This window comes from Streptomyces sp. NPDC044704 (assembly GCF_056433525.1).
In genome coordinates, this window is sequence record NZ_JBWKGY010000004.1 from 353,265 (window position 1) to 374,713 (window position 21,449).

The 21,449-nt window shown below is 73.2% G+C and carries 18 protein-coding genes and 2 pseudogenes; 13 read left to right on the forward strand and 7 right to left on the reverse strand.

Features of this window, described 5'->3' with window-relative positions:
- Positions 1–18: 18 nt before the first annotated feature.
- Together AC07B0_RS12440 and AC07B0_RS12445 are read right to left on the reverse strand one after the other, a co-directional pair.
- On the reverse strand, positions 19–2,643 hold the full coding sequence (locus AC07B0_RS12440) for a DUF7824 domain-containing protein (protein ID WP_478897905.1): 2,625 nt from the start codon (positions 2,641–2,643) through the stop codon (positions 19–21).
- Positions 2,640–4,037, reverse strand: coding sequence for an SWIM zinc finger family protein (locus AC07B0_RS12445; RefSeq protein WP_478897907.1), 1,398 nt, complete (start codon positions 4,035–4,037; stop codon positions 2,640–2,642). The genes AC07B0_RS12440 and AC07B0_RS12445 overlap by 4 nt, the downstream gene beginning before the upstream one ends.
- Positions 4,038–4,327: 290 nt before the next feature.
- Between AC07B0_RS12445 and AC07B0_RS12450 the strand changes: the two genes are divergently transcribed.
- The 3 genes from AC07B0_RS12450 (at position 4,328) to AC07B0_RS12460 (ending at position 6,714) form a co-directional block, all read left to right on the forward strand.
- On the forward strand, positions 4,328–4,933 hold the full coding sequence (locus AC07B0_RS12450; protein WP_478897909.1) for a DUF6461 domain-containing protein: 606 nt from the start codon (positions 4,328–4,330) through the stop codon (positions 4,931–4,933).
- 58 nt (positions 4,934–4,991) lie between these two features.
- Positions 4,992–5,480: a DUF4265 domain-containing protein gene (locus AC07B0_RS12455; protein ID WP_478897911.1), complete on the forward strand. Its 489-nt coding sequence runs from the start codon at positions 4,992–4,994 to the stop codon at positions 5,478–5,480.
- Between the two features lie 232 nt (positions 5,481–5,712).
- Positions 5,713–6,714: a hypothetical protein gene (locus AC07B0_RS12460; RefSeq protein ID WP_478898179.1), complete on the forward strand. Its 1,002-nt coding sequence runs from the start codon at positions 5,713–5,715 to the stop codon at positions 6,712–6,714.
- A gap of 52 nt (positions 6,715–6,766) precedes the next feature.
- Here AC07B0_RS12460 and AC07B0_RS12465 read toward each other — a convergent pair whose 3' ends face one another.
- Positions 6,767–7,027 (reverse strand): hypothetical protein, encoded by a 261-nt coding sequence (locus AC07B0_RS12465; RefSeq protein ID WP_478897912.1) that lies wholly within the window; start codon positions 7,025–7,027, stop codon positions 6,767–6,769.
- A gap of 735 nt (positions 7,028–7,762) precedes the next feature.
- Here AC07B0_RS12465 and AC07B0_RS12470 point away from each other — a divergent pair.
- Positions 7,763–8,298, forward strand: a pseudogene (locus AC07B0_RS12470) (IS110 family transposase); the annotation flags it as partial.
- Positions 8,299–8,472: 174 nt separating this feature from the next.
- Here AC07B0_RS12470 and AC07B0_RS12475 read toward each other — a convergent pair.
- The 3 genes and pseudogenes from AC07B0_RS12475 to AC07B0_RS12485 all read right to left on the reverse strand — a co-directional run.
- Positions 8,473–9,978: a UDP-N-acetylmuramoyl-L-alanyl-D-glutamate--2,6-diaminopimelate ligase gene (locus AC07B0_RS12475; protein WP_478897914.1), complete on the reverse strand. Its 1,506-nt coding sequence runs from the start codon at positions 9,976–9,978 to the stop codon at positions 8,473–8,475.
- Positions 9,979–10,203: 225 nt separating this feature from the next.
- A complete protein-coding gene (locus AC07B0_RS12480; protein WP_478897916.1) occupies positions 10,204–10,356 on the reverse strand; it encodes a hypothetical protein in 153 nt (50 codons plus the stop codon).
- Between the two features lie 75 nt (positions 10,357–10,431).
- A pseudogene (locus AC07B0_RS12485) lies at positions 10,432–10,575 on the reverse strand (GNAT family N-acetyltransferase); the annotation flags it as partial.
- 279 nt (positions 10,576–10,854) lie between these two features.
- On the opposite strand from AC07B0_RS12485, the gene AC07B0_RS12490 reads away from it, so the two are divergent.
- From AC07B0_RS12490 to AC07B0_RS12515, 6 genes are all read left to right on the forward strand, one after another.
- Positions 10,855–11,202, forward strand: coding sequence for an SH3 domain-containing protein (locus AC07B0_RS12490; RefSeq protein ID WP_356872884.1), 348 nt, complete (start codon positions 10,855–10,857; stop codon positions 11,200–11,202).
- Positions 11,199–12,146, forward strand: a complete 948-nt coding sequence (locus AC07B0_RS12495) for an SDR family oxidoreductase (protein WP_478898181.1) — start codon at positions 11,199–11,201, stop codon at positions 12,144–12,146. The genes AC07B0_RS12490 and AC07B0_RS12495 overlap by 4 nt, the downstream gene beginning before the upstream one ends.
- A gap of 109 nt (positions 12,147–12,255) precedes the next feature.
- Positions 12,256–13,242 carry an alpha/beta fold hydrolase gene (locus tag AC07B0_RS12500; protein WP_478897918.1) on the forward strand — a complete coding sequence of 329 codons (987 nt, stop codon included), beginning with the start codon at positions 12,256–12,258 and terminating at the stop codon, positions 13,240–13,242.
- A gap of 108 nt (positions 13,243–13,350) precedes the next feature.
- Complete coding sequence (locus AC07B0_RS12505) at positions 13,351–13,803, forward strand: hypothetical protein (RefSeq protein ID WP_478897920.1); 453 nt, start codon at positions 13,351–13,353, stop codon at positions 13,801–13,803.
- Positions 13,804–13,895: 92 nt separating this feature from the next.
- Complete coding sequence (locus AC07B0_RS12510; RefSeq protein ID WP_478897922.1) at positions 13,896–15,524, forward strand: MFS transporter; 1,629 nt, start codon at positions 13,896–13,898, stop codon at positions 15,522–15,524.
- A gap of 120 nt (positions 15,525–15,644) precedes the next feature.
- Positions 15,645–15,881 carry a hypothetical protein gene (locus tag AC07B0_RS12515; RefSeq protein ID WP_356872892.1) on the forward strand — a complete coding sequence of 79 codons (237 nt, stop codon included), beginning with the start codon at positions 15,645–15,647 and terminating at the stop codon, positions 15,879–15,881.
- A 117-nt stretch (positions 15,882–15,998) separates the two neighbouring features.
- Here the strand turns inward: AC07B0_RS12515 and dhaK are convergent, their stop codons facing one another.
- On the reverse strand, positions 15,999–17,003 hold the full coding sequence (dhaK, locus tag AC07B0_RS12520; RefSeq protein WP_356872894.1) for a dihydroxyacetone kinase subunit DhaK: 1,005 nt from the start codon (positions 17,001–17,003) through the stop codon (positions 15,999–16,001).
- A gap of 230 nt (positions 17,004–17,233) precedes the next feature.
- Here dhaK and AC07B0_RS12525 point away from each other — a divergent pair, with 230 nt between their 5' ends.
- The 3 genes from AC07B0_RS12525 (at position 17,234) to AC07B0_RS12535 (ending at position 21,426) form a co-directional block, all read left to right on the forward strand.
- Positions 17,234–18,082, forward strand: coding sequence for an MIP/aquaporin family protein (locus tag AC07B0_RS12525; RefSeq protein ID WP_356872896.1), 849 nt, complete (start codon positions 17,234–17,236; stop codon positions 18,080–18,082).
- Between the two features lie 66 nt (positions 18,083–18,148).
- Positions 18,149–19,666: a glycerol kinase GlpK gene (glpK, locus tag AC07B0_RS12530; protein ID WP_356872898.1), complete on the forward strand. Its 1,518-nt coding sequence runs from the start codon at positions 18,149–18,151 to the stop codon at positions 19,664–19,666.
- A gap of 50 nt (positions 19,667–19,716) precedes the next feature.
- Positions 19,717–21,426 carry a glycerol-3-phosphate dehydrogenase/oxidase gene (locus AC07B0_RS12535; RefSeq protein WP_478897924.1) on the forward strand — a complete coding sequence of 570 codons (1,710 nt, stop codon included), beginning with the start codon at positions 19,717–19,719 and terminating at the stop codon, positions 21,424–21,426.
- The last annotated feature ends 23 nt before the right edge of the window (positions 21,427–21,449 follow it).

Below are 21,449 nucleotides of genomic sequence, written 5' to 3' on the forward strand. Positions count from 1 at the left end.
CGCGGCCCGGCCGGCTGGTCAGCCGCCGGCGCGGTGGAGGGCGTCGCGCAGGCGGCCGGCCTGGGTGACCAGGCGGGACCGGCCGCCGCGGGCCGCGGCGTCGGCGAGTCCGGCGGGTTCGGGTGAGGCCGCGCCGCACTGTTCCACGCAGTCGGCGGCGAGCGCGAGGAGTTCGCCCGTGCCGCGCGAGTCGGAGGTGCCCCCGCCGGTGCCGGTCAGCAGCGCGGGCAGTGCGGCTGCCAGTACGCCCCAGGTGGTCGCGTAGGCGCCGGTCGCGGCGGCGGCGCGCAGGGAGTCGGCGAGCCGGTTGGTCTTGACCGTGCCCAGGCCCAGCAGTTCGGCCAGATCGCCGCCGAGGCGTACGGCGTCCAGCTCGTCCCGGGCGGCGAGGGTGAGCAGCGCGTCGACGGCCCTCAGCCGGTCTTCGGGGTGGCGGGCGCCGAGCCCGATGGCGACCACGAGGTGCAGGGCCGGGCCGGCGGGTCCGCCGGCCGCGGCGAGCCACGGCAGGGCGGTGGCGCCGCCGCGTATGTCGTGGAGGGCGCAGGCCGTGACGGCCTGGAGCCACGAGGCGGCCAACGTCTCCCGGTCCTCGGGCAGGGCCGCGATCACTGAGACGGTGCCGTCGGCTCCGTCCCAGCAGCGGTGGGATCCCTTGCGCGCCCGTCCCGTCGTGTGGAACTCGGCCGGGAACTCCCGCAGCACGGTGGGGCGTTCGCCGATGTCCAGTACGAGGTGCGCGGGGGTTCCGGTGTAGGCGTGCGGCACGGCCGCCGCGGTGCGGCGGGTGAGGGGTGCGGGCAGGCCCGCCTCACCGAGCCAGGCCGCCAGCCGGTCCCCTTCGGGCGTGCCCAGGGCGGTGGCCCCGGGGATGGCGGTGGCGTCGCGGTGGACCCGGAGCAGGGCCTGCGCGAAGTCGACCGGGGCGGGCTCCTGGCCGAGGCGGTGGTATGCGGCGAGGCGCGCGATGAGGATCCGGGGGTCCAGTGAGCCGGTCTGCTGGGTGGGGGTGGCGAGCAGGAAGGGCAGCGGCCGGGTCGTGAGGCGCTGGGCGGCCTCTCTCAGGCGGGCCTGGCCGACCGTGCGGAGCCCGGCGTGGTGGCAGTCGCCGCCCCAGGCCGGGAGCGCGGCGTGCGGTTCGCGTGACGGCCTGACGTCCAGGACGGCGGCGGCGAGGTGTGCCAGACCGGGCAGGCCACCGGTGTAGTGGTGGAGCCGGGCGGGATCGAGCCACCACTGGCCGGCCAGTGCGGGACGCAGTGCCTCGGCGAGGGCCGCGCGGTCCCGGTGGGCGTGGCGGACCAGGCCGTCCAGGGCGCGTTCGAACTCCTCGACGGTCGCGGTGCGGGAGTTGATCACCGCGGCGACGAGTTCGACGGTCTCCGCGACCGTCTCCGGAGCCGGGGCGACCGGGACCGGGACCGGCGGGGGCGGCAGGATCTCCTCGTACGGACCGGTGTCCTCGGCGGGGGCCGCGGCCGGTCCGAGGAGTTCCACCGCCCGGGCGCGGTGGGCCGGGCTCAGCAGCTGGGCCTGGTCGGCGAGTTCGGCGCGCAGGCCGGGGTCGTCGGTGAGGTGGGCGGCGGCCAGCTTCAGCGCCCGCTCCTGGATGTCGGTGTCGGAGTGCCCGAAGGCCTCGCCGAGCACGGGCAGCAGCTCGGGGGCGGCGGCCGGGTCGCGGTTCAGCTCCTTGCCGAGCAGCACCAGTTGGGCGCGGACCAGCTTCTTCTCGGGGCGGAAGAGGACGGCGCCCGACATCTCCGCGAGCAGGCGGGGGGTGAGGTGGCCCGACGCGGCGAGCCGGGCCAGGATCTGCTGGGCGTACCCGGCCACGGCCGACGGGGCGTCGGCGGCCAGCGCGATCCAGTCGGCGGCACGCTCCCGCTCCTCTTCCTCGCTCGGGCGGAGCGCCTGGAGGATGGCCCGGTAGGGCTTCAGCTGGGCGGGCTTGCCGCCGCGCAGCAGGCGGGCGGTGGATCCGTCCAGGAGGACGGCCCGGTCCACGTGCCCGTCGTCGGCGAGTCCGGCCAGTGCGCGGGGCCAGTGGTGGGGGTCGTCCGGGTCGCAGCGCCAGGTGAGGACGCTGACCGGTTCGGCGGTCTCGAAGAGGCGCGGGACGAGTGCGGTGGTGTGGGGGTCGCGGCGCAGGGCGAGTGCGAGCGGGGTGCGGGACGCCCCCACGGCCCTGGCCCAGCCCTCGACGCAGTCGTCGGTGGTCGGCATCGGGCAGCCGGCGAGCCGGACGAGTTCGCTGATCAGCGGATGGTCCTCTGCGGCGGTGGCGGCGCGGGCGGCGAGCCGGTGGGCGAGGTCGCCGAGCCACTGCGGATCCCGTCCGGCCAGTACGTCGAGCAGGACGCCGGTCGGGACCTGCCGCCAGCGCCGCAGGTCGCGGCCGCCGATCCAGGCGGCGGCGGCCGCCGCGCCGGTGTGGCAGCCGGCTCCGGCGACGAGCAGGGCCGGGCTCATGAGGTCCCGTTCCTGCCAGCGGTCCCAGCCGGCGGCACGCAGTTCACCGCGCAGTTGCTTCAGCTCGGCGAGCAGGGGCCGCAGCTGTGCGCGGTCCAGCGGCTTGAGCAGTCCGGGCACTTCGGCGGTGCGGCCGGCGCGGACGGCTTCGAGGACGGCGTGGGAGGTGTTCATCGTGCGGCTCCGGCGGAGGTGATGGCCGTGGTGGTGGCGGCCCGTAGGGCCATGCGGGTGGCGAGGGCGTGTTTGCAGGGGCCGCGGCGGCCCCGGTAGTCGGCCCACCACTGGCAGGTGCAGCTGAGGGCGCCACCGGACTCGCGTACCTGGTAGCGGCGTTCGCCGGAGGCCACGACGGCGGTGCCGGGGCGGTCCAGGGTGACGGCGCCCGCCTCCAGCAGGGCGCGGGCGGCAACCAGTCGCGGGTTGTGGCGCTCGGCGCGCCGGGCGTCGTAGGGGAGTTCGCGGTGGAAGTAGGCGGCTTCGGCGATGTCGTAGCCGACGCGGCCGGCCGTGCCGAGGCGGGTGAGGGCGGCGCGCACCCGGTCCACGGGGAGGCCCGACTGTTCGGCGAGGTCGGCGGGGTCGATGCGGGGTTCCCAGGCCAGGACGGAGATCAGTTCGGCGTCCTCGGCCGCGGTGTCGGTGGCGAGGGCCTCCAGGACGCCGCCTTCGCCGGAGAACCCGCGGTCGGCCTCCGGGGAGAGGGTGAGCGTGAGCCGCATGCCGGGCAGGCCGATCTCCCAGGCGGAGGCGGTGGGGTTGGCGCCGGCCGGGACGGGGCCGTACACGCGCAGGCCGGTGGCGTGGCGCAGCACCCGCTGGAGGGCGGCGAGGCGTTCGGGGCCGGGGAGGCAGACCGCGCCGGCGACGGGGCGGGTGGTGGGGCGCAGCGTACGGCCCGCGGGGACCACCCACAGGGCTCCGCCCGCGGCGCCGCCGCCCGCCGGGGTGCGCGGGAGGGAACGGAGGAAGCGGGCGGCTTCGGCGGCGGTCAGTTCTGCCCGCAGGTCGAACCCGGTGGTGACGGCCTGGGACTCGGCGAAGCCGCGCAGCCAGCGGTCGGGCAGGGGGACCTTCTTCTCGACGACCGGTCCTTCGAGGGTGGTCACCGCCATTTCGTCGGGGCCGACCCGCAGGTGCAGCGGGTCGTCGCCGGTGAGCCGGGACAGTGCCTCGCGCAGCGGGTTGTTGACGTCGACGTTGGTGGTGCCGTGGCCGGTGTCGGCGCCGCGCAGGCCGTCGGGCAGGACGTCGAGGCGGGCGTACACCCCGCAGCATCCGGAGAAGGATTCGAAGCGCAGCCGGTCGCCGTTGCCCGTGACCACGGGGTCGAGGGAGGCGCGCAGGGTGCGCCGGTAGTAGCGGGCCGCGGCCACGTCCGCGACGGCGAGCAGGGCCCGGGCGGCGGCCTGAGGTGCGCTCAGGAACCCGGCGAAGAACTGGGGGTGGGCCTCGGCCCCGGCCGGGGTCAGACCGCCCGCCGTCTCCAGGCCGAGGGCCCGGCCGGTGCCGGCGGCGGTCAGCGAGGACGGGCGGGCATAGGCGAAGGTGTGTGCGGTTCGCGTCATGCCCGGGACGCTAGGCGGACCCACTGACAACGCGCCGGAACGCTGTGGAAGGACGGGCGCGTTCCCCGCCGGCGGTGTGGCGGAATCACTCTGGTCGACCGCGGCCTGGCATCCGATCAGTGGCGCACCCAACTCCCGCTACAGCCGGGCAACTTGCCGCGACACCGCTGACGGCGTCAGACGCACTCCAGAGGCATACGAAGATCGCTTCCCGAATCGGCGGAGATCGTCTCCCACCCTGCCGACGGCCGGGCCAGCCGCTGCCAGACGCAGGGGCAAGGATGGGCGGCATGACGAAGACCGGATCGGACTACGCGTGGTTCGAGAACGACTTTCCAGACATCGCCGAGGCGTACTGCTTCAACCTGGTACGAGGTCTGTCGCCTGCTGAGCTGATGGCCCGGTTCGAAGGACGACCGGAGGCTCCTCTGCAGGGCATAGCTGCCGTGGTCGACGCCGCTTTTGCCCAGTACGACCTGGAGGAGGGTGACCGTCAGCTGGTCGCCATGACGACCGTGGGTGCCTGGACGCTCCTGATCGAGCCCAACGGCTACCTCGGAGTCACCGAAGATCGCGTCCTGCCGGCCTCGGCCGGGGCGAGCTGGGTCTCTCACTTCGTCAACGTCAACGCTGTCGGCACGTTCCTCTGGGCAGAGGACCGGGTGCTGCGACTCTGCTTCGACCCCATGTTCCCGGAAGACCGATGGGGGGCCGCGCCCGACGAACTCCTCGACGTCATGGAGCGGATCGGCTTCCAATTCAAGGACGAGTCTCCGGACACCGATCTGTCCTCACCAGCAGCGTTCGCTCTGGCAGAGCACCTGACCAGCGTGGCCATCACTCCGGAGCTGCTCCAGGACACGAACTTCATCTGCGCCACTGTCCAGGTCCGATGACATCGCGCGACCGCCCTCTCCTGGCCTGCCCCGTGAATGCGGTGTGGATACTGGCGCGGTGACGAACATCAGAGACGCCCACGTGAAGGTCCACTTCCGGATGGACATAGATGAGGATGGCTGGCCGCCGGCAAGCGTCGAGAGCCTGTGGGCGGTGGACCTCGGCGACGGCACGGTGCGGTTGGACAACACGCCCTGGTTCGTACGCGGAGTCGCCAGCGGCGACATCATCAAGGTGGAGTCCGATGGCGACGGTGTTCTCTGGGCCGGGGAGACGGTCCGACCGTCTCAGAACTGCACGATCCGGCTGATCGTACTGAAGGACGACGGCTCAGCCGCCGCCCGGCAAAGCGTGCTGGAGGTCTTCCACCGCCTCGGCACGACCGGCGAGGGGATCGAGCAGTTCCGGATGGTGGCCCTGGATGTCCCGCCTCAGGCGGACCTGCCTCGGATCCGCGCACTCTTGGAAGACGGTGAAGCGAAGGAGTGGTGGCACTGGGAGGAAGGCTGTGTCACCCCTGCTTGGGAAGCCGCTGCTCCTGCCTGAAGGCAGCTGAGTTCCGTCCCCAGCAAATGATTTGGTGCTCGAGCGGCTGCGCACGGCAAGCTGTGGGCACGCGTCCTGACGAGGGCGGATGTGAATGCGCGCCGGCGCCGCGGCCGAGTGCCGCCTGATCTCCCGGGGCGATGGTGAACGAAGATCGCCGGTCTCATGCCTCTCGACGAACGGCGCTTGGTGGGATGCGGGGGTTGCGACGGCGGGAAGGGACAGCTTGGCGGTGTTCGGGTGTGCGGGCTGCGGTGCGGTCCTGACGGCGGCGGTGTCCGAGGTGGCGTTGCCGGTCCACCTGGCCGACACCCACTGGGAGACGCTGCACCCGCCACTGCTTGCGGCCGGGTCCTACGCCGTCGACCCCGCGCCTTACGGGCCGCCGTGGCAGCAGTGGGACGAAGTCGGGGCACTCGAGGCAGCGGAGCGGGGGCGCTTCGCGCCGCTGGGCGCGCTGTCCGACGGACCCTCGGACACCATCCTCCTCGCGCCCGGTGACATGCGCGGCACAGGGCTGGTCCTCGAGCGGGCCGGGGGCTACTGCATGGGGATCGACGGGAGGGACGGGCCGAACCTTGCCTGTCTGCGGTGCGATCTGCCGGTCGCAACGAGGATGGACGACTGCGGGTGCTGGCAGGTCGTCCGGCTCGACCCTCAGGCGGTAGTGCGGCTGCCCGGCCCGCCGGAGCGGCCGGTCATGGAATGGGCCGAGCTGCTCGCCACAGGCGCGCTGTGGCACCGGCTGAGCGAGTATCGGGACATCCCGGCGGGCGTGGCTCTCGCCCAGGTGGTGGTGGCCGCCGGGGGCGCGCCGGTAGAGGTGGTGCCCGGGCCGGTAGCTGAGCTCCTCGGCCGGGCGCTCGGCGCGCTGCTGCCTGCCGGGGAGGGTGCGAAGCGGCTGGACCTGGCGGGGCCGGGGTTCGCCGAGCCGGCCACTGACCTGGTGCTGGTGCCGGTCCATCCGCAGACCGGAGACATGTGGCAGCCGCCCGCCGGGCCGGTGCCGGTACCTGTGGATGCCGCGCTCTGGGCCGAGCTCGCCTTCCCGCCACACCGGACCCGGCTACCGGTGGTCGGCGGGCTGCCGGCAGGCGTGGAGCGGGACGACCCGCTGCCGCCGCACCCGTGTTATCCGTTCCAGCCGTCCAGACAGGCATTCCGGTACACGCTCGCGCGGATGCCCGCCGTCAGGGAACCGTGGCTGCGGGCGATCTACGACCGAGCCTGCTGACCCGTCAGAGGTCGTGCGGACCCAGACGTTGGGTTCGACGTAGACGACGTATTCAGTAGCCAGCGTTCCGTGAGTCGAGCCAGGTCCTGCTGGTGGCGCGTTCGTCCGCTGAGAAGCACTCCGGGTTCTGCTGAATGACGTTCGCCGCCTTGTGGAGAGCCGCTTCTTTGCGTTGTTGCATCTCGCCTGGAGTCATGCCGCCTTGGTTGGCATTCAACCCTGCTTCCACTAGGCCTTTGGCCTCGTCGCAATGGGCGGACGGGGCGGGCTGTCCACGCCGCAGGTCGTTGATTTCAAGCTGCTGCAAGACCACGGCGGCAACAAGGCCACCGACAAGCAGACAGACTGCGGCGATGTGTGCAGTCCGGACGCGCCTGCGGCCGCCTTGTGGCGCTGCCTCGCCAGTGTGTGCCATCGCCCCCCCCAACGTCGGTTGCCGCAGGGCGCCGCGACCCTCCTGTGGGGAGGTCCGGGAGGGGCGCCGGCCGTATGGTTCGGTGGCAGCACCCTAGCCCCGGCGGCACGTGTGGCGGTAGGGCTGAGCACGTAGTCGACGCAGTTCGGCTGGCCGACGGTCCCGCACGAAGGGCAGGCGAAGCGGGGGTGGGGTGGGGTGGGGTGGGGTGGGGTGGGGTGGGGTGGGGTGGCAATCTCCCGGGGCGCGTGCAGGAGTCTGCGGGCGTCCGGAATGGAACCTGCCGTTCGATATCGGTGAGCTCCTTCCCGATGAGTGCGAGCCCCCTTCATGGGCAACCTACTGGCGGGCGAGCTGCGCCGCCCCAACCCACCACGATCACCTCAGCCGAGCCCCCGCCCCCCGTTACCTTCTTCTTGGCTCCGCAAATGGGGTCTCCGGGTCCGGCATGACCTCCCCCTTGTTGTTGATGATCCGGGGGGTGTCACCGGGCCCGGAGGCATCGACGGACCGCTGATTAGGGGCTTGAGCACCGGCTTCACCCGAACCGGAAGAGCTCTCCGTAACGTGGATATGGCAGCTCGGTGCCGAGGCAAGGTCGGAAGAAAGCGTGAGCGGAGGGGCCTGCACGTGATCGACACCGGCGCCATAGACGTCTTCCTCGGCCTGGACGTCGGCAAGGGCGAACACCACGCCACCGCCGTCACCCCGGCCGGCAAGAAAGCCTTCGACAAGCGGTTACCCAACACCGAGCCCAAGCCCGCGAGCTCTTCACCAAGCTGAAGGCCAAGCACGGAACAGTGCTGGTCGCGGTCAACCAGCCCGCCTCCATCGGGGACCTGCCGCTGTGGTCGCGAGGGAAGTGGGCTGCCCGGTCGCCTACCTTCCGGGGCTGACGATGCGGCGGATCGCCGACCCTTTACCCAAGTGAGGCCAAGACCGACGCGCGGGACGCGTTCATCATCGCGGACGCCTCCCCGGCGATGCCCCACACGCTGCGGGCGATCGACGGCGAGGACGAGACCAACGCCGAGCTGGAGATGATCGTCGGATTCGACGACGACCTGGCCGGCGAGGCCACCCGGGTAGCCAACCGGCTGCACGGCCTGCTGACTCAGATCCATCCCTCGTTGGAGAGGGTGCTGGAGCCGAGGGCCGGATTCCCGTCGAGCGGGTCCTCCTCGTCGCCCCGACGACCTGTACGGGGAACCCGGGGGTGTGCCCTGGTCACACCTCAACCCGGAGGCCGGCTAAGGCCCCTGGCCCTCGTTCCTCGCGTCGTGCACCGGCCCGTCGGTCGGCGTCCCGGTCCGTGCCCGCCGGGGGCGCCCGGGCGGGGTGCGTCAGTCGTGTTGCGCCGCGGTGGTCCGGACGAGGTCGCGCACGGTCGCCATGTCGCTGAAGGGCAGCAGTTCCTCGCCCACGATCTGGTGCGGCTCGCTGCCCTTGCCGGCGATCAGGACGACGTCGTCGGGCCGCGCGGCGGCCAGCGCGAACCCGATGGCTCGGCGCCGGTCGGCGGACCGCTCGTACGGCGTGCCGGTGCCCTCGATGCCCGGGGCGATCTGGTCCAGGATCGTCTCCGGGTCCTCGGTGCGGGGATTGTCCGAGGTCAGGACGCACAGGTCGGAGTGGGTTCCGGCGATCCGGCCCATTTCGGCCCGCTTGGTGGTGTCCCGGTCCCCGCCGCAGCCGAAGACGGTGATGACCCGGCCGCGGGCGAAGCCGCGGATGGCCGTGAGGACCTTGTCCAGGGAGTCGGGCGAGTGGGCGTAGTCCACGATCACGGAGGTGCCGCCGGGGGTCACGAAGCGCTCGAACCGGCCCGGTACCGGCGGCATCTGCGCGAGCGCGGCGACCAGTCCGTCCAGGTCGTGCCCCAGGACCCGGCAGGCCGCCACGGCCGCCAGCGCGTTGGACACGGAGAAGCGGCCCGGAACCGGAATGGCCGCCTCGTACGTACGGCCCTCGTGGTGCAGCGTGAACCGCGTGCCCGAGGCGTCCGCGATGAGGCCGGTGGCCCGGAAGTCGGCTTCCGCGTCGAGGCCGTACGTGGTCACGGCGCCCGGCATCATCGCCCGGATCCCGGCTCCGACGGCGTCGTCCACGTTGACCACCGCGTGCCGGCACAGGCCCTGGAAGAGGCGCAGTTTGGCGTCGGTGTAGCGGGCCATGGTGCCGTGGTCGTCCAGGTGGTCCTGGGTCAGGTTGGTGAAGACGCCGACGTCGACGAACGTCCGGTCGACGCGGTACGTCTGCAGGGCCATCGAGGTCGCCTCCAGCACCACGCTGCCGGTGCCCCGGTCCCGCATGCGGCCCAGGAGGTACTGCAGGTCGGGCGACTCCGGGGTGGTCAGTACCGAGGGCGGCATCGGGATCATCTCGTCGCCGATCCGGCTGCCGGCCGTGCCGATGACTCCGACCGAGGCGCCCTCGGAGATCCTGAGCAGCGACTCGACCATGTAGGAGATCGAGGTCTTCCCGTTGGTGCCGGTGACCGCCACCACGTCCATCTGCCGGCCCGGCTCGCCGAAGTAGCGGGAGGAGGCGACCGCGGCCGCCTTCCGGGTGTCGGACACCCGTACGAGGCACACCTCGGGCAGCAGTTCCCGGCCGGGTGGCGCCGCGGCGGCTCCGGCCGCGTCGACGAGCACCGCCACCGCCCCGCGCGCGAGCGCCGCGCCGATGGCGGCGGGGCCGCCCCCGTGGTGTCCGGGTACGGCGATGAAGAGCGAGCCCGGCACCACCCGGTCGACGTCGAAGGTGGTGCCCGCGGTGATCCGCGTCGATTCGGTGTCGCCCTGGATGACGTGGTGCTCGTGGCCGGTCAGCAACCCGCTCAACTTCACGGTGGTCCCTTCGGAGGCGGCTACGGCCCGGCGTGCGGCCCTCGCCTGGCGGCAGCGCCGACGGAGGTCGGGACTGCTGGTGGTGGTGTGGGGGGCGGTGCGCCCCCGGGGCGACGGGGCCGGGGCCGGACCCGGCCCGGGCGCGGTGGTCCGGCCGGGCCGGCGGGCGGGGCCCGTCGCGGAACGTGGTGCGGGAGGGGCCGGGCCCGGGCGCGGCGGGAAGCGCTAGCCGTGACCGTGCGGGGCGCCGCGGCCGACCGTGGGGGCCTGGCCGTCGGCGGCGGTCCGGGGGCTGACGCCGCTCCGGGCCGCGGGGACCGCAGGCGCGGCAGGGGCGGCCTGCGGCAGGCGCTCCCCCGTGATTCGCGTGCGGTTCATGGGCCGAGTGTACGTGCGCTCACGCCACCCGTACGCCGCGCCGGTGACGCGTGACGTCGTGGGCGGGTTCCAGGTGGCGGAGAACAGGGCCTCCGCACCCACCGGCCGGAAACCCGCGGCCTGGAAGGTCCGCATGCCGCGGGCGTTGCCGGGTGAGACCTGCGCCCCCGCGAAGAAGGCCGGGACCGGTCGGCGCGCGGCCGTCGCGAGGCGCCACCCGGGGACGGCCGGGGTCGAGGAGCTCGCGCGGTCCCGTGTCCGGTGCGCCCGGCACGGCGGGCGCCACCGTCGTCCGTCTCGGTTCGCCGTTCACGCCGTCATGATCACGGTCCGTCGCGCTGCCGCCGCGGGGTTGCGGCGCCCCCGCCCCAGGGCCGTCCGGAGTAACCGGGGGCGTGTTCTCCCGGGTCCGCCGCCCGGACGGTGGATAGTCGTCCGGTGGCCGACGGCTCGGCTGCCCGCCGGTCAGGGCCGAGCGATACGAGGAGTGTGGGTTCCATGGTGAAGAAGGCGTTGCTGACGTACGCGCTGGCGGCCGGTGTGCTCATCGGTCCGCTGGGCACGGCCGGATGGGCCGCCGACGGCCTCGCGGCCGGGGGACGCGCGCAGGCCGCGGCCCACCCGGTGGGTGTGGTGGACTCCCGTGCGGCGCTGAACGTCCGCGAGAAGCCGACGGTGTACTCCAAGGTGGTGAAGAAGCTGCGCCCGAACCAGCGGGTGGCCCTCTCCTGCCAGAAGCGCGGGGGCTGGGTCGACGGCAACCCGGTGTGGTACCGGCTGCACGGGTCCAAGGGCTGGGTCTCGGCCCGCTACGTCCACAACCTCCAGCCGGTCCGTCCCTGCTGACGTCCTCGTCGGCGCGCACGGTGTGGTCGCCGGATCCCGAGGCGTTGCGCGGGCGCGTCGCCGTCGTGGCGGGAGCGACGCGGGGCGCGGGGCGCGGTTTCGCGGCCGCGCTGGGCGAGGCGGGTGCGACGGTGATCTGCACGGGCCGCAGCAGCGTGAGCGGACGAGAGGCATCCGACTACGACCGGCCGGAGACGGTCGAGGAGACGGCGGACCTCGTCACGCGGCTGGGCGGAACGGGCATCGCCGTTCAGGTCGACCACCTCGATTCCGCTCAGGTCCGCCGTCTGGCCGAACGCGTACGGGCCGAACACGGCCGGATCGACGTGCTGGTCAACGACATCTGGGGAGGCGAGCTCCTCAAAGGGGGCCCCGCGCAGTGGAACACCCCGGTGTGGGAGCACGACCTCGACGACGGGCTGCGGATCCTGCGGCTCGCCGTCGACACGCACCTGATCACCTCCCACCACCTCCTGCCCCTGCTCATCGGGGAACCCGGAGGACTGCTGGTCGAGGTGACGGACGGGACCGCCGAGACCAACGCGGCCTGGTACCGGATCTCGGTGTTCTACGACCTCGCCAAGGCCGCCGTGAACCGGCTGGCGTTCTCGCAGGGACACGAACTGCGGCCGTACGGTGCCACCGCGGTCGCCATCACCCCGGGGTGGCTCCGCTCGGAGATGATGCTCGACAACTTCGGTGTCACGGAGGACAACTGGCGCGACGCCCTGGCCGCTGACCGGAGCGACGGCCGCCCCACCGCGCCGGAGGGCTTCGCGCGGTCCGAGTCCCCCCGGTACGTGGGCCGGGCCGTCGCGGCCCTGGCCGCGGACCCGGACCGCGCGCGGTGGAACCAGCGGTCGGTCACCTCCGCGGAACTCGCGAGGGAGTACGGCTTCACCGACATCGACGGTACGCGGCCGGACGGTTGGAGCGCGCCCTGAGGCCTGCGTTGCCGGAACGGCAACACGACTCGCGCGGGGCGTGCCGTGCCGCGCACGATCGGGTCACGCGCCCGTCGCACGGCGGGGGCGAGAACCGTGGAGGATCCTCATGTCACAGCAGGCCCCGGACGTCACCCACCGGCTCGTCCCGTCGCCCGCGGGCCGGATCCACCTCGTGGAACAGGGTTCCGGGCCGCTGGTGTTGCTCGTGCACGGGTTCCCCGAGTCCTGGTACTCCTGGCGTCACCAGCTCCCGGCACTGGCCGCGGCCGGGTACCGCGCGGTGGCCGTGGACGTCCGCGGCTACGGCCGCTCCTCCGCGCCGGACCGCGCGGACGCGTACCGGATGCTCGCGCTGGTGGAGGACAACGCCGCCGTCGTGCACGCCCTGGGCGAGGAGTCCGCGGTGGTCGTCGGCCACGACTGGGGGGCGGCCATCGCCGCCAACTCCGCCCTGGTCAGGCCGGACGTCTTCCGCGCGGCGGGGCTGCTCGGCCTTCCCTACGTCCCGCGCGGCGGCCCCCGGCCCAGCGAGGTCTTCGCGGGGATGAGCGGCGGGGAGGAGGAGTTCTACGTCTCGTACTTCCAGGAACCCGGGCGCGCCGAGGCCGAGATCGAGCCCGACGTGCGCGGCTGGCTCGCGGGTTTCTACGCGGCCCTGTCCGCCGACACCATGCCGGCCCCGGGGGCGCCCCTCCCCCACTTCGTCGGCCGGAACGGCACGCTGCGCGACCGGTTCCCGGCGGACGGCCGCAGGCCCGCCTGGCTCGGCGAGGACGATCTCGACTTCTACGCCGGGGAGTTCGAGCGGACCGGCATGAGCGGAGCCCTCAACCGGTACCGGAACATGGACCGCGACTGGGAGGACCTGGCCGGCTTCGACGGCTCCCCGATCACCCAGCCGTCCTTGTTCATCGGCGGCGCCCTAGACGCCTCGACGGGCTGGCTGGCCGCCGCGATCGACGCCCACCCCGCGACCCTGCCGGGCCTGAGCTCCTCCCACGTCCTCGACGGCTGTGGCCACTGGGTCCAGCAGGAACGTCCGGCGGAGGTCAACCGGCTGCTCACCGACTGGCTGGCCGCCCTGCCCGCGTGACGGCCCGCGGGGGTCCGTGAGCCTGCCGACGGGCCCCCGGCGACGCCGAGTTGCCCGGTACCGGTGTGCCAGACTGGCCGCAGTAGCGTCTCCCGCAGGCAAGGAACCATGAGCCACCCCTCCCTCCCCACCACCGAGGCCGCCGTCACCGCCGTCCGCGAGATCGCGGCCGAGTACGGTCTGGCGATGACGGTCACCGAGGACATCGGCGCGGACCTGACGTCGCGCCGTTCGTCGGCCGGTCTGTTCACGGTGGCCGACCCCGACGGCTCGTTGCCGCACGAGGCGTACGTGGAGCTGGCCGGCGTCCCGTCGGTGAGCATCCGGTTCTTCCCCGAGGACGACGCGCACATCACCGTCGACGGCATCGAGTTCCTCGACGTGCCCCGCGACTCCGTCCCGGCGTTCCTGCGCTCGGTGTACGGCGGGCTGGCGTGGGTGAAGGGCCGGTTCTTCCCTCCGGGCCAGTGGCTCGTCGTCCCGCTGCCCGGCGACGAGACGTACCGGGAACCGGCGGGCATCGGCCTCACCCCCTGGCTCGCCCGCATCGTCCGCACCTGACACGGCCAGGTGGCGTGCCGGACGGGTGGTGCGGCGGGGGCCGCGCCGCCGGCTGCGGTTCCGGGCGGGGGCGGTGGCGTACGGTCCCCGGGGTGAGCACGATCAGGCGGGTCCTGGGCGGCGCCCTGTTCCACGTACCGCATCCGGCGCCGGAACGGGGAGCCGGGGCGGACGGCGGCGCGTCACCGGGCGGGCACCTCGGCGCGGTGACCGCGGTTTCGGGTGCGGCCCTGTTCCTGCTCGGCGTGAACACCACCGGCATCAACACGGCGCTGCGTGCCATCGCCGCCGACCTCGGCGTGGGTACCACGGCCCTCAGTTGGGCCGTCGGTGCCTACATGCTGGCCGTCGCCGCCGTGGTCGTTCCGGGCGGGCGGCTCGGTGACGTGCTGGGCCAGCGGGTCACCGTCGTGGCGGGCTGTCTGGTCTTCGCCGCCGGGGCCGCTGTCGTCGCCGCGAGCGGCACCGAGGCGGTGCTGATCGCCGGCCGGGTCGTCCAGGGCGTCGGTGCGGCCGCGCTGATGCCGTCGACGATGGCGGTGCTGCGCCTGAGCTGGCCCCGGGAGCGGCAGGGCGTGGCGTTGGGGCTGTGGGGTGCGGTCGCCGGGCTGGCCTTCGCGGTCGGTCCGCTCATCGGCGGCGCGTTCACCGACGGTCCGTCGTGGCGGTGGCTGTGGTGGACCAGCGCGGGCTGGGCGCTGCTGGTGGCCCTCGTGGCCGTGTTCGCGTTGCGGTCGCTGCCGCACGGTTCCGGCGAACGCGGTGTGGACGTGACCGGGGTGCTGCTGCTGTCGGTGGGGCTGACCTCGCTGCTCGTGGCGTTGCAGCAGATCCCGTCGTGGGGTGCGGGGTCGCCCGCCACGGTGGTCTGCTTCGTGGTGGCGGCGGTCGCGCTGGTGGCGCTCGTACGGGTCGAGGCCCGGCGGGCCGCGCCCTTGCTGCACCTGGACCTGCTGCGGAAGCCGCCGCTGGTGGCCGCCTGCATCGGGACGGCCGTGAACACCCTGTTCCTGATCGGTTTCCTGTACTTCTTCAACCTGTACGCCCTGTCCCCCGACACCCTGGGCTACTCGGCGGTGACGGCGAGCCTGGCCCTGCTGCCGTACGGGGCGTGCGTGTTCGCGGTGTCGATGGGTGTCGGCCCGCTGTGCGACCGCGTCGGCTACCGGTGGCCCGTGGCGGCGGGGACGGCCCTGTGCGGTGCGGGCGCACTGTGGCTGGCGGGGGTGGGTGCGGACAGCGGCTACGGTGCGGTGCTGCCGGGTTCGCTGGTGCTGGGCGCCGGGGTGGGGATCACCCTGTCGGCGCCGTCCGCGGCGGGGCTCCGGGCGCTGGACGGCGCCCGTTCCGGGGAAGCCTCGGGCATCATCAACGTCGTCCGGTACGTGACGGCCGCCCTGGTCGTCTCCGCGGGCACGCTCGTCTTCCTCGCGCGGGGCGCCGCCCGGCTGGTCGAGGTACTGGCGGAGGCGGACGTGGCGGGGCCGGGCACGACGGTCTCGGACCGGCTGCTGTCGGGCGCGGTGCTCCCCGCCGAGCGGGCGGGCGGGGCGGCGGTGCGCGAGGCGTTCCACCGGGCCACGGCCGCGGGCCTGGCACACGGATTCGCGTCCGTCATGTTCTGGCTCGGGGTCATGGCCCTGGCCGCGATCCCGCTGTGGCTGCTGCTGATGCCGGCGCCCCGGCCCGGGGGACCGAGCGGGCCCGACCGTACGGAGTGACCCCCGCCGCCCGGCCCCTCCCCCGGCAGGACCCGCAGGCCGGGGGAAGGGGCCGGGCGGGCGAGGTGGACGGCGGCCGACTTCGATTACGGCCGGCCGGAACGTGGAAGCGATCTCGGCATGACCGAAAGTTCGAGTCCCTACATCTCCTCGGCGCGGATCACCGTACTCGGCGTCCAGCCCGGGGATCCGCCGTTCCGCATCGTGGAGGTCGACGGCGAGTTCGTCAGTACCGCGAGGTCGATGACGGACGTCCTCCTGACCGCCGCGGCCGTCGGCATCACGATCCACGACCTGGACGATCCCGGCGAGGTCCGGTGGGTCGGCGGCGGAAAGTTCCACTGGCGCACGCACTGACGAGGGGCGGCCGGGACGGGTCGGGTGCGGACCGCCTCCGAGGCGCGGGTGGCTGACGAGGCCGCCCCTCGGAGACCGGAGCCGCCGGTCCCGTCCGGACCGCCGGCGTGACGGTGGTCAGCGGCCCCAGCGCAGCGCGGCGGTCTGCACCGGGGCGTCCCACAGGCGCAGCAGTTCGTCGTCGGCCCGGCACAGCGTCACGGAGCAGCCGGCCATGTCCAGCGACGTGACGTAGTTCCCGACGAGGGTCCGGGCCACCGGCACGCCCCGGGCCGCCAGGATCCGCGCCACCTCGGCGTGGAACCCGTACAGCTCCAGCAGCGGCGTCGCGCCCATCCCGTTGACCAGGGCCAGGACCGGCCCGTCGGCCGGAGCCACCTGCGCCAGGTCCTCCAGTACGGCGCCCACGGCGAAGTCCGCGATCTCCCGGGCCGGCATCATCGCGCGGCGCTCGCGGCCCGGCTCGCCGTGGATCCCGACTCCGAGTTCCAGTTCGCCGTCCGGCAGGTCGAAGGTCGGGCTGCCCTTCGCGGGGGTCGCGCAGGCGCTCAGTGCCACGCCGAAGCTGCGCGAGGCCCCGTTGACGCGCCGCGCGAGCTCCGCGACCCGGTCCAGGGGCGCGCCCGCCTCGGCGGCGGCGCCCGCGATCTTCTCCACGAAGAGCGTGGCACCGGTGCCCCGCCGTCCGGCCGTGTACAGGCTGTCGGTCACGGCGACGTCGTCGTTGACGAGCACCCGCTCGACGCGGATGCCGTCCTCGTCGGCGAGCTCGGCCGCCATGTCGAAGTTCAGCACGTCCCCGGTGTAGTTCTTGACGACGAAGAGCACTCCCTCACCGGAGTCCACCGCCTTGGCCGCCCGGACCATCTGGTCGGGCACCGGCGAGGTGAACACCTCCCCGGGACAGGCCGCGGAGAGCATCCCGTACCCCACGAACCCGGCGTGCAGCGGTTCGTGCCCGGAGCCACCGCCGGAGACCAGGCCGACCCTGCCGCCCTCCCGGGCGTCCCGGCGTACGACGACCCGCCGCTCCACGTCCACGTCGAGGTCCGGGTGCGCGGCGGCCATGCCCCGCAGGGCGTCGGCGACCACGGTCTCGGCACTGTTGATCAGCATGTTCATCGGATACCTCCCGAGCGGAGCGGTCCCGCCGACGTGTGCTGGGCGTTACGTACAGTGTGCCGCGCAGCCGCGGGCGGGTGCCACGGGGGCGCGGGAGGCGAGCAACCGTGACAGGATTTCACCGTAGGCATATGGCTGCATTCTCCGGGTATGCCCCGTTTGAACTGCTTGGCGGAGCACCCGACGTAGTTGACGGCCGGTCCCCCTGGCCGGCGGGAAGCGGGCAACCAATGACTGAGCGTCTCAAAAGATCGGGGCTGGTCGGCGAACTCTCGGCCGAATTCGCCGGCACCATGATCCTCATCCTCTTCGGGTGTGGCGTGGTCGCCCAGGTCGTCGCCGGCGGGGCCCTGACGGACCCGGCGGGCGGCCTCGGAAACCACGACAGCATCGCCTGGGCCTGGGGCCTCGGCGTCACCCTGGGCGTCTACGTCGCGGCGAGGCTGAGCGGTGCTCACCTCAATCCCGCGGTGACCGTGGCGCTGGCGGCGTTCAAGGGCTTCCCGTGGAGCAAGGTGGCCCCCTACGCGCTCGCCCAGACGGCCGGCGCCTTCGTGGCGGCCATGATCGTCCGCTGGAACTACACGGAGGCACTGGCGAAGGCCGACCCCGGGCACACCATCAAGACGCAGGGCGTCTTCTCCACCCTGCCGGCCAACGGCAACACGAACCTGCCGGTCACCGAGTGGGGCGCGCTGCGCGACCAGATCATCGGCACCGCGATCCTGCTCCTGCTGATCCTGGCGGTCACGGACCTGCTGGGCACGCCGCCCGGAGCCAACCTCGCCCCGTTCATCGTCGGCCTGATCGTCGTCGCGATCGGCATGGCGTGGGGCACCAACGCGGGTTACGCGATCAACCCGGCACGCGACTTCGGTCCCCGGCTGGCCAGCTTCCTCACCGGGTACGGCGGAGCATGGCGCGACCAGTACGGGCAGTTCTACTTCTGGGTGCCGATCATCGGCCCGTTCATCGGCGGTCTGCTGGGAGCGGGTCTGTACAAGTTCTTCATCGGCCGGTTCCTGCCGACCGCCGAGCCCGAGCCCCCCGGGCGGGTGCCGGCACCGGACGAGAGCTGACCGGTTCCGGGGAGCGGGCCCGAAACGGCCGGCTCCCCGGAGCGGCCCCAGGAAAGGCGGCACCCCATGGCTGACTTCGTCGGCGCAGTGGACCAGGGAACCACCAGCACCCGGTTCATGATCTTCGATCACGCGGGCAACGAGGTGGCGAAGCACCAGCTGGAGCACTCACAGATCCTCCCTAAATCGGGATGGGTGGAACACGACCCCGTCGAGATCTGGGAACGCACCAACTCGGTGATGCAGAACGCCCTCCGGCACGGCAACCTTTCGGCCTCCGACCTGGCGGCCATCGGCATCACCAACCAACGGGAGACGACCGTCGTGTGGGACCCCCGCACCGGCCGCCCCTACTACAACGCCATCGTCTGGCAGGACACCCGTACCGACTCCATCGCCGCGGCCCTGGAGCGTTCGGGCCAGGGCGACGTCATCCGCCGGAAGGCCGGGCTGCCGCCCGCCACCTACTTCTCCGGCGGCAAGATCCAATGGATCCTGGAGAACGTCGACGGCGTCCGGGAGGCCGCCGAGCAGGGCCACGCCCTCTTCGGCAACACCGACTGCTGGGTGCTGTGGAACCTGACCGGCGGTCCCGACGGCGGCATCCACGCCACCGACGTGACCAACGCCAGCCGCACGATGCTGATGGACCTGGAGACCCTCGACTGGGACGACGAGCTGCTGGGCTTCTTCGGCGTTCCCCGGTCGATGCTGCCCACCATCAACCCGTCCTCCCACGCGGAGGCCTACGGGCGGACCCGCACCTCACGGCCACTGCGCGAGGCCGTCCCCATCACCGGCGTGCTCGGCGACCAGCAGGCCGCCACCGTCGGACAGGTCTGCTACGCGCCGGGCGAGGCCAAGAACACCTACGGCACCGGCAACTTCCTGGTGCTCAACACCGGCACCGAGCTGGTCCGCTCCCGGCACGGCCTGCTGACCACGGTGGCCTACCAGTTCGGCGACAGCCCGGCCATCTACGCGCTGGAGGGATCCATCGCCGTCACCGGCTCCGCCATCCAGTGGCTGCGCGACCAGCTGAAGATCATCGGCGACGCCGCGGAGAGCGAGCGCCTCGCCCGTACCGTCGAGGACAGCGGCGGCATCTACTTCGTCCCCGCCTTCTCCGGCCTCTTCGCCCCGTACTGGCGCTCCGACGCCCGCGGCGCGATCGTCGGCCTCGCCCGGTACAACGACAACGGCCACCTGGCGCGGGCCGCGCTGGAAGCCATCTGCTACCAGAGCCGCGACGTGGTCGAAGCCATGGAACAGGACTCCGGCGTGCACCTCGACGTGCTGAAGGTCGACGGCGGCGTGACGGCCAACGACCTGTGCATGCAGATCCAGGCCGACGTCCTCGGCGTACCGGTCAGCCGGCCGGTCGTGGCGGAGACGACCGCGCTCGGCGCGGCGTACGCCGCCGGTCTGGCCACCGGATTCTGGCGGGACACCGACGAACTGCGCACCCACTGGCAGGAGTCCAAGCGCTGGGAGCCCCAGTGGTCCGAGGAACAGCGCGCCGAGGGGTACGCCGGCTGGAAGAAGGCGGTGGAGCGCACCCTCGACTGGGCCACGGTCGAATAGCGCCCGTCGTCCCGCCCTCATCCCTCACCCCTCACCGTGAGGAGGAGACCATGGTGAACCCGGTGGCCCTGTCGCCCGGAGCGCGCGCGGAGGCCCTCGTCCGCCTCGGCGAGGACGAGCTCGACGTCCTCGTCGTCGGCGGCGGGGTCGTCGGCGCCGGGGCGGCCCTGGACGCCGCGACCCGGGGGCTGAGCGTCGGCCTCGTCGAGGCCCGCGACTGGGCCTCGGGCACGTCCAGCCGTTCCAGCAAGCTCATCCACGGCGGGCTCCGCTACCTGGAGATGCTGGACTTCCGGCTCGTCGCCGAAGCCCTCGGGGAACGCGGGCTCATGCTCCGGTACCTGGCCCCGCACCTGGTGCGTCCCGTGCCGTTCCTCTACCCGCTGCGGCACCGGATCTGGGAACGCCCGTACGTGGGCGCCGGCGTGCTGCTCTACGACGCGATGGCCGCGGCCTCCGGCACCGGGGGCCTGCCCCACCACCGCCACCTGTCACAGCGCCGGGCCCTGCGCGAGGCGCCCGCACTGCGCTCCGACGCCCTGGTCGGCGCCGTCCAGTACTGGGACGCGCAGGTCGACGACGCCCGGCACACCCTGTTCCTCGTGCGCACGGCCGCCGCCTACGGGGCCACCGTCGCCAACCGCACCCGCGTCGACCGCTTCCTGCGGCAGGGCGAGCGCGTGGTGGGGGCCGTCGTGACGGACCTGGAGACCGGAGAGGAGACCTCGGTACGGGCCCGACAGGTCATCAACGCCACCGGGGTGTGGACCGACGACACGCAGGCCATGGCGGGCACCCGCGGCCAGTTCCACGTCCGCGCCTCCAAGGGCGTGCACCTGCTGGTGCCGCGCGACCGGATCAACTCGCGCACCGGGCTCATCCTGCGCACCGAGAAGAGCGTGCTGTTCGTCATCCCGTGGGGACGGCACTGGATCATCGGGACCACCGACACGGACTGGACCCTCGACAAGGCGCATCCGGCCCTCAGCTCCAAGGACGTCACGTACCTGCTGGAGCACGTCAACAGCGTCCTGGCCACGCCCCTGGTGCCCGAGGACGTCGAGGGCGTGTACGCCGGGCTGCGCCCCCTGCTGTCTGGCGAGGCCGCGGACACCAGCAAACTCTCCCGGGAGCACCTGGTCGCCCACCCCGTACCCGGGCTCGTCGTCGTGGCGGGCGGCAAGTACACGACGTACCGCGTGATGGCCGAGGACGCCGTCGACGAGGCGGCCCGCGGCCTCGACGGGAAGGTACCCGGATGCGCCACGCGGCGCGTTCCGCTGCTCGGCGCGGACGGCTATCCGGCCCTGTGGAACTCCCGGCACACCCTCGCCGGGCGCTCCGGGCTGCACGTCGCCCGCATCGAACACCTGCTGAACCGCTACGGCTCCCTGGTCCCGGAACTGCTCGACATGGTGGTGGCCGACCCCTCGCTCGGCGCACCGCTGCCGAGCTCGGACGACTACCTCCGCGTCGAAGCCGTGTACGCGGTGACCCACGAGGGGGCCCGCCACCTGGAGGACGTCCTCGCGCGGCGCACCCGGATCTCCATCGAGTCCTGGGACCGCGGCGTGGACGCGGCGCGGACCGTGGCGGAACTCGTGGCACCGCACCTCGGGTGGGACCGGGCGCACCGGGACCGCGAGATCGACCACTACGTGAAACGGGTGGCCGCCGAGCGCGAGGCCCAGAGACAGCCGGACGACCGGACCGCCGACGCGGTACGGCTCGGCGCCCCCGACATCGTGCCGGTGCGGTGAGGGGCGGTTCCTGGCGTACGGCG

Bases quoted from the DNA above. Each gene is read 5' to 3' on its own strand.
- AC07B0_RS12440 (WP_478897905.1), bottom strand. From the start codon at position 2,643: ATGAACACCTCCCACGCCGTCCTCGAAGCCGTCCGCGCCGGCCGCACC.
- AC07B0_RS12445 (WP_478897907.1), bottom strand. From the start codon at position 4,037: ATGACGCGAACCGCACACACCTTCGCCTATGCCCGCCCGTCCTCGCTG.
- AC07B0_RS12450 (WP_478897909.1), top strand. From the start codon at position 4,328: ATGACGAAGACCGGATCGGACTACGCGTGGTTCGAGAACGACTTTCCA.
- AC07B0_RS12480 (WP_478897916.1), bottom strand. From the start codon at position 10,356: ATGAACCGCACGCGAATCACGGGGGAGCGCCTGCCGCAGGCCGCCCCT.
- AC07B0_RS12490 (WP_356872884.1), top strand. From the start codon at position 10,855: ATGGTGAAGAAGGCGTTGCTGACGTACGCGCTGGCGGCCGGTGTGCTC.
- AC07B0_RS12500 (WP_478897918.1), top strand. From the start codon at position 12,256: ATGTCACAGCAGGCCCCGGACGTCACCCACCGGCTCGTCCCGTCGCCC.
- AC07B0_RS12505 (WP_478897920.1), top strand. From the start codon at position 13,351: ATGAGCCACCCCTCCCTCCCCACCACCGAGGCCGCCGTCACCGCCGTC.
- AC07B0_RS12515 (WP_356872892.1), top strand. From the start codon at position 15,645: ATGACCGAAAGTTCGAGTCCCTACATCTCCTCGGCGCGGATCACCGTA.
- dhaK (WP_356872894.1), bottom strand. From the start codon at position 17,003: ATGAACATGCTGATCAACAGTGCCGAGACCGTGGTCGCCGACGCCCTG.
- AC07B0_RS12525 (WP_356872896.1), top strand. From the start codon at position 17,234: ATGACTGAGCGTCTCAAAAGATCGGGGCTGGTCGGCGAACTCTCGGCC.
- glpK (WP_356872898.1), top strand. From the start codon at position 18,149: ATGGCTGACTTCGTCGGCGCAGTGGACCAGGGAACCACCAGCACCCGG.
- AC07B0_RS12535 (WP_478897924.1), top strand. From the start codon at position 19,717: ATGGTGAACCCGGTGGCCCTGTCGCCCGGAGCGCGCGCGGAGGCCCTC.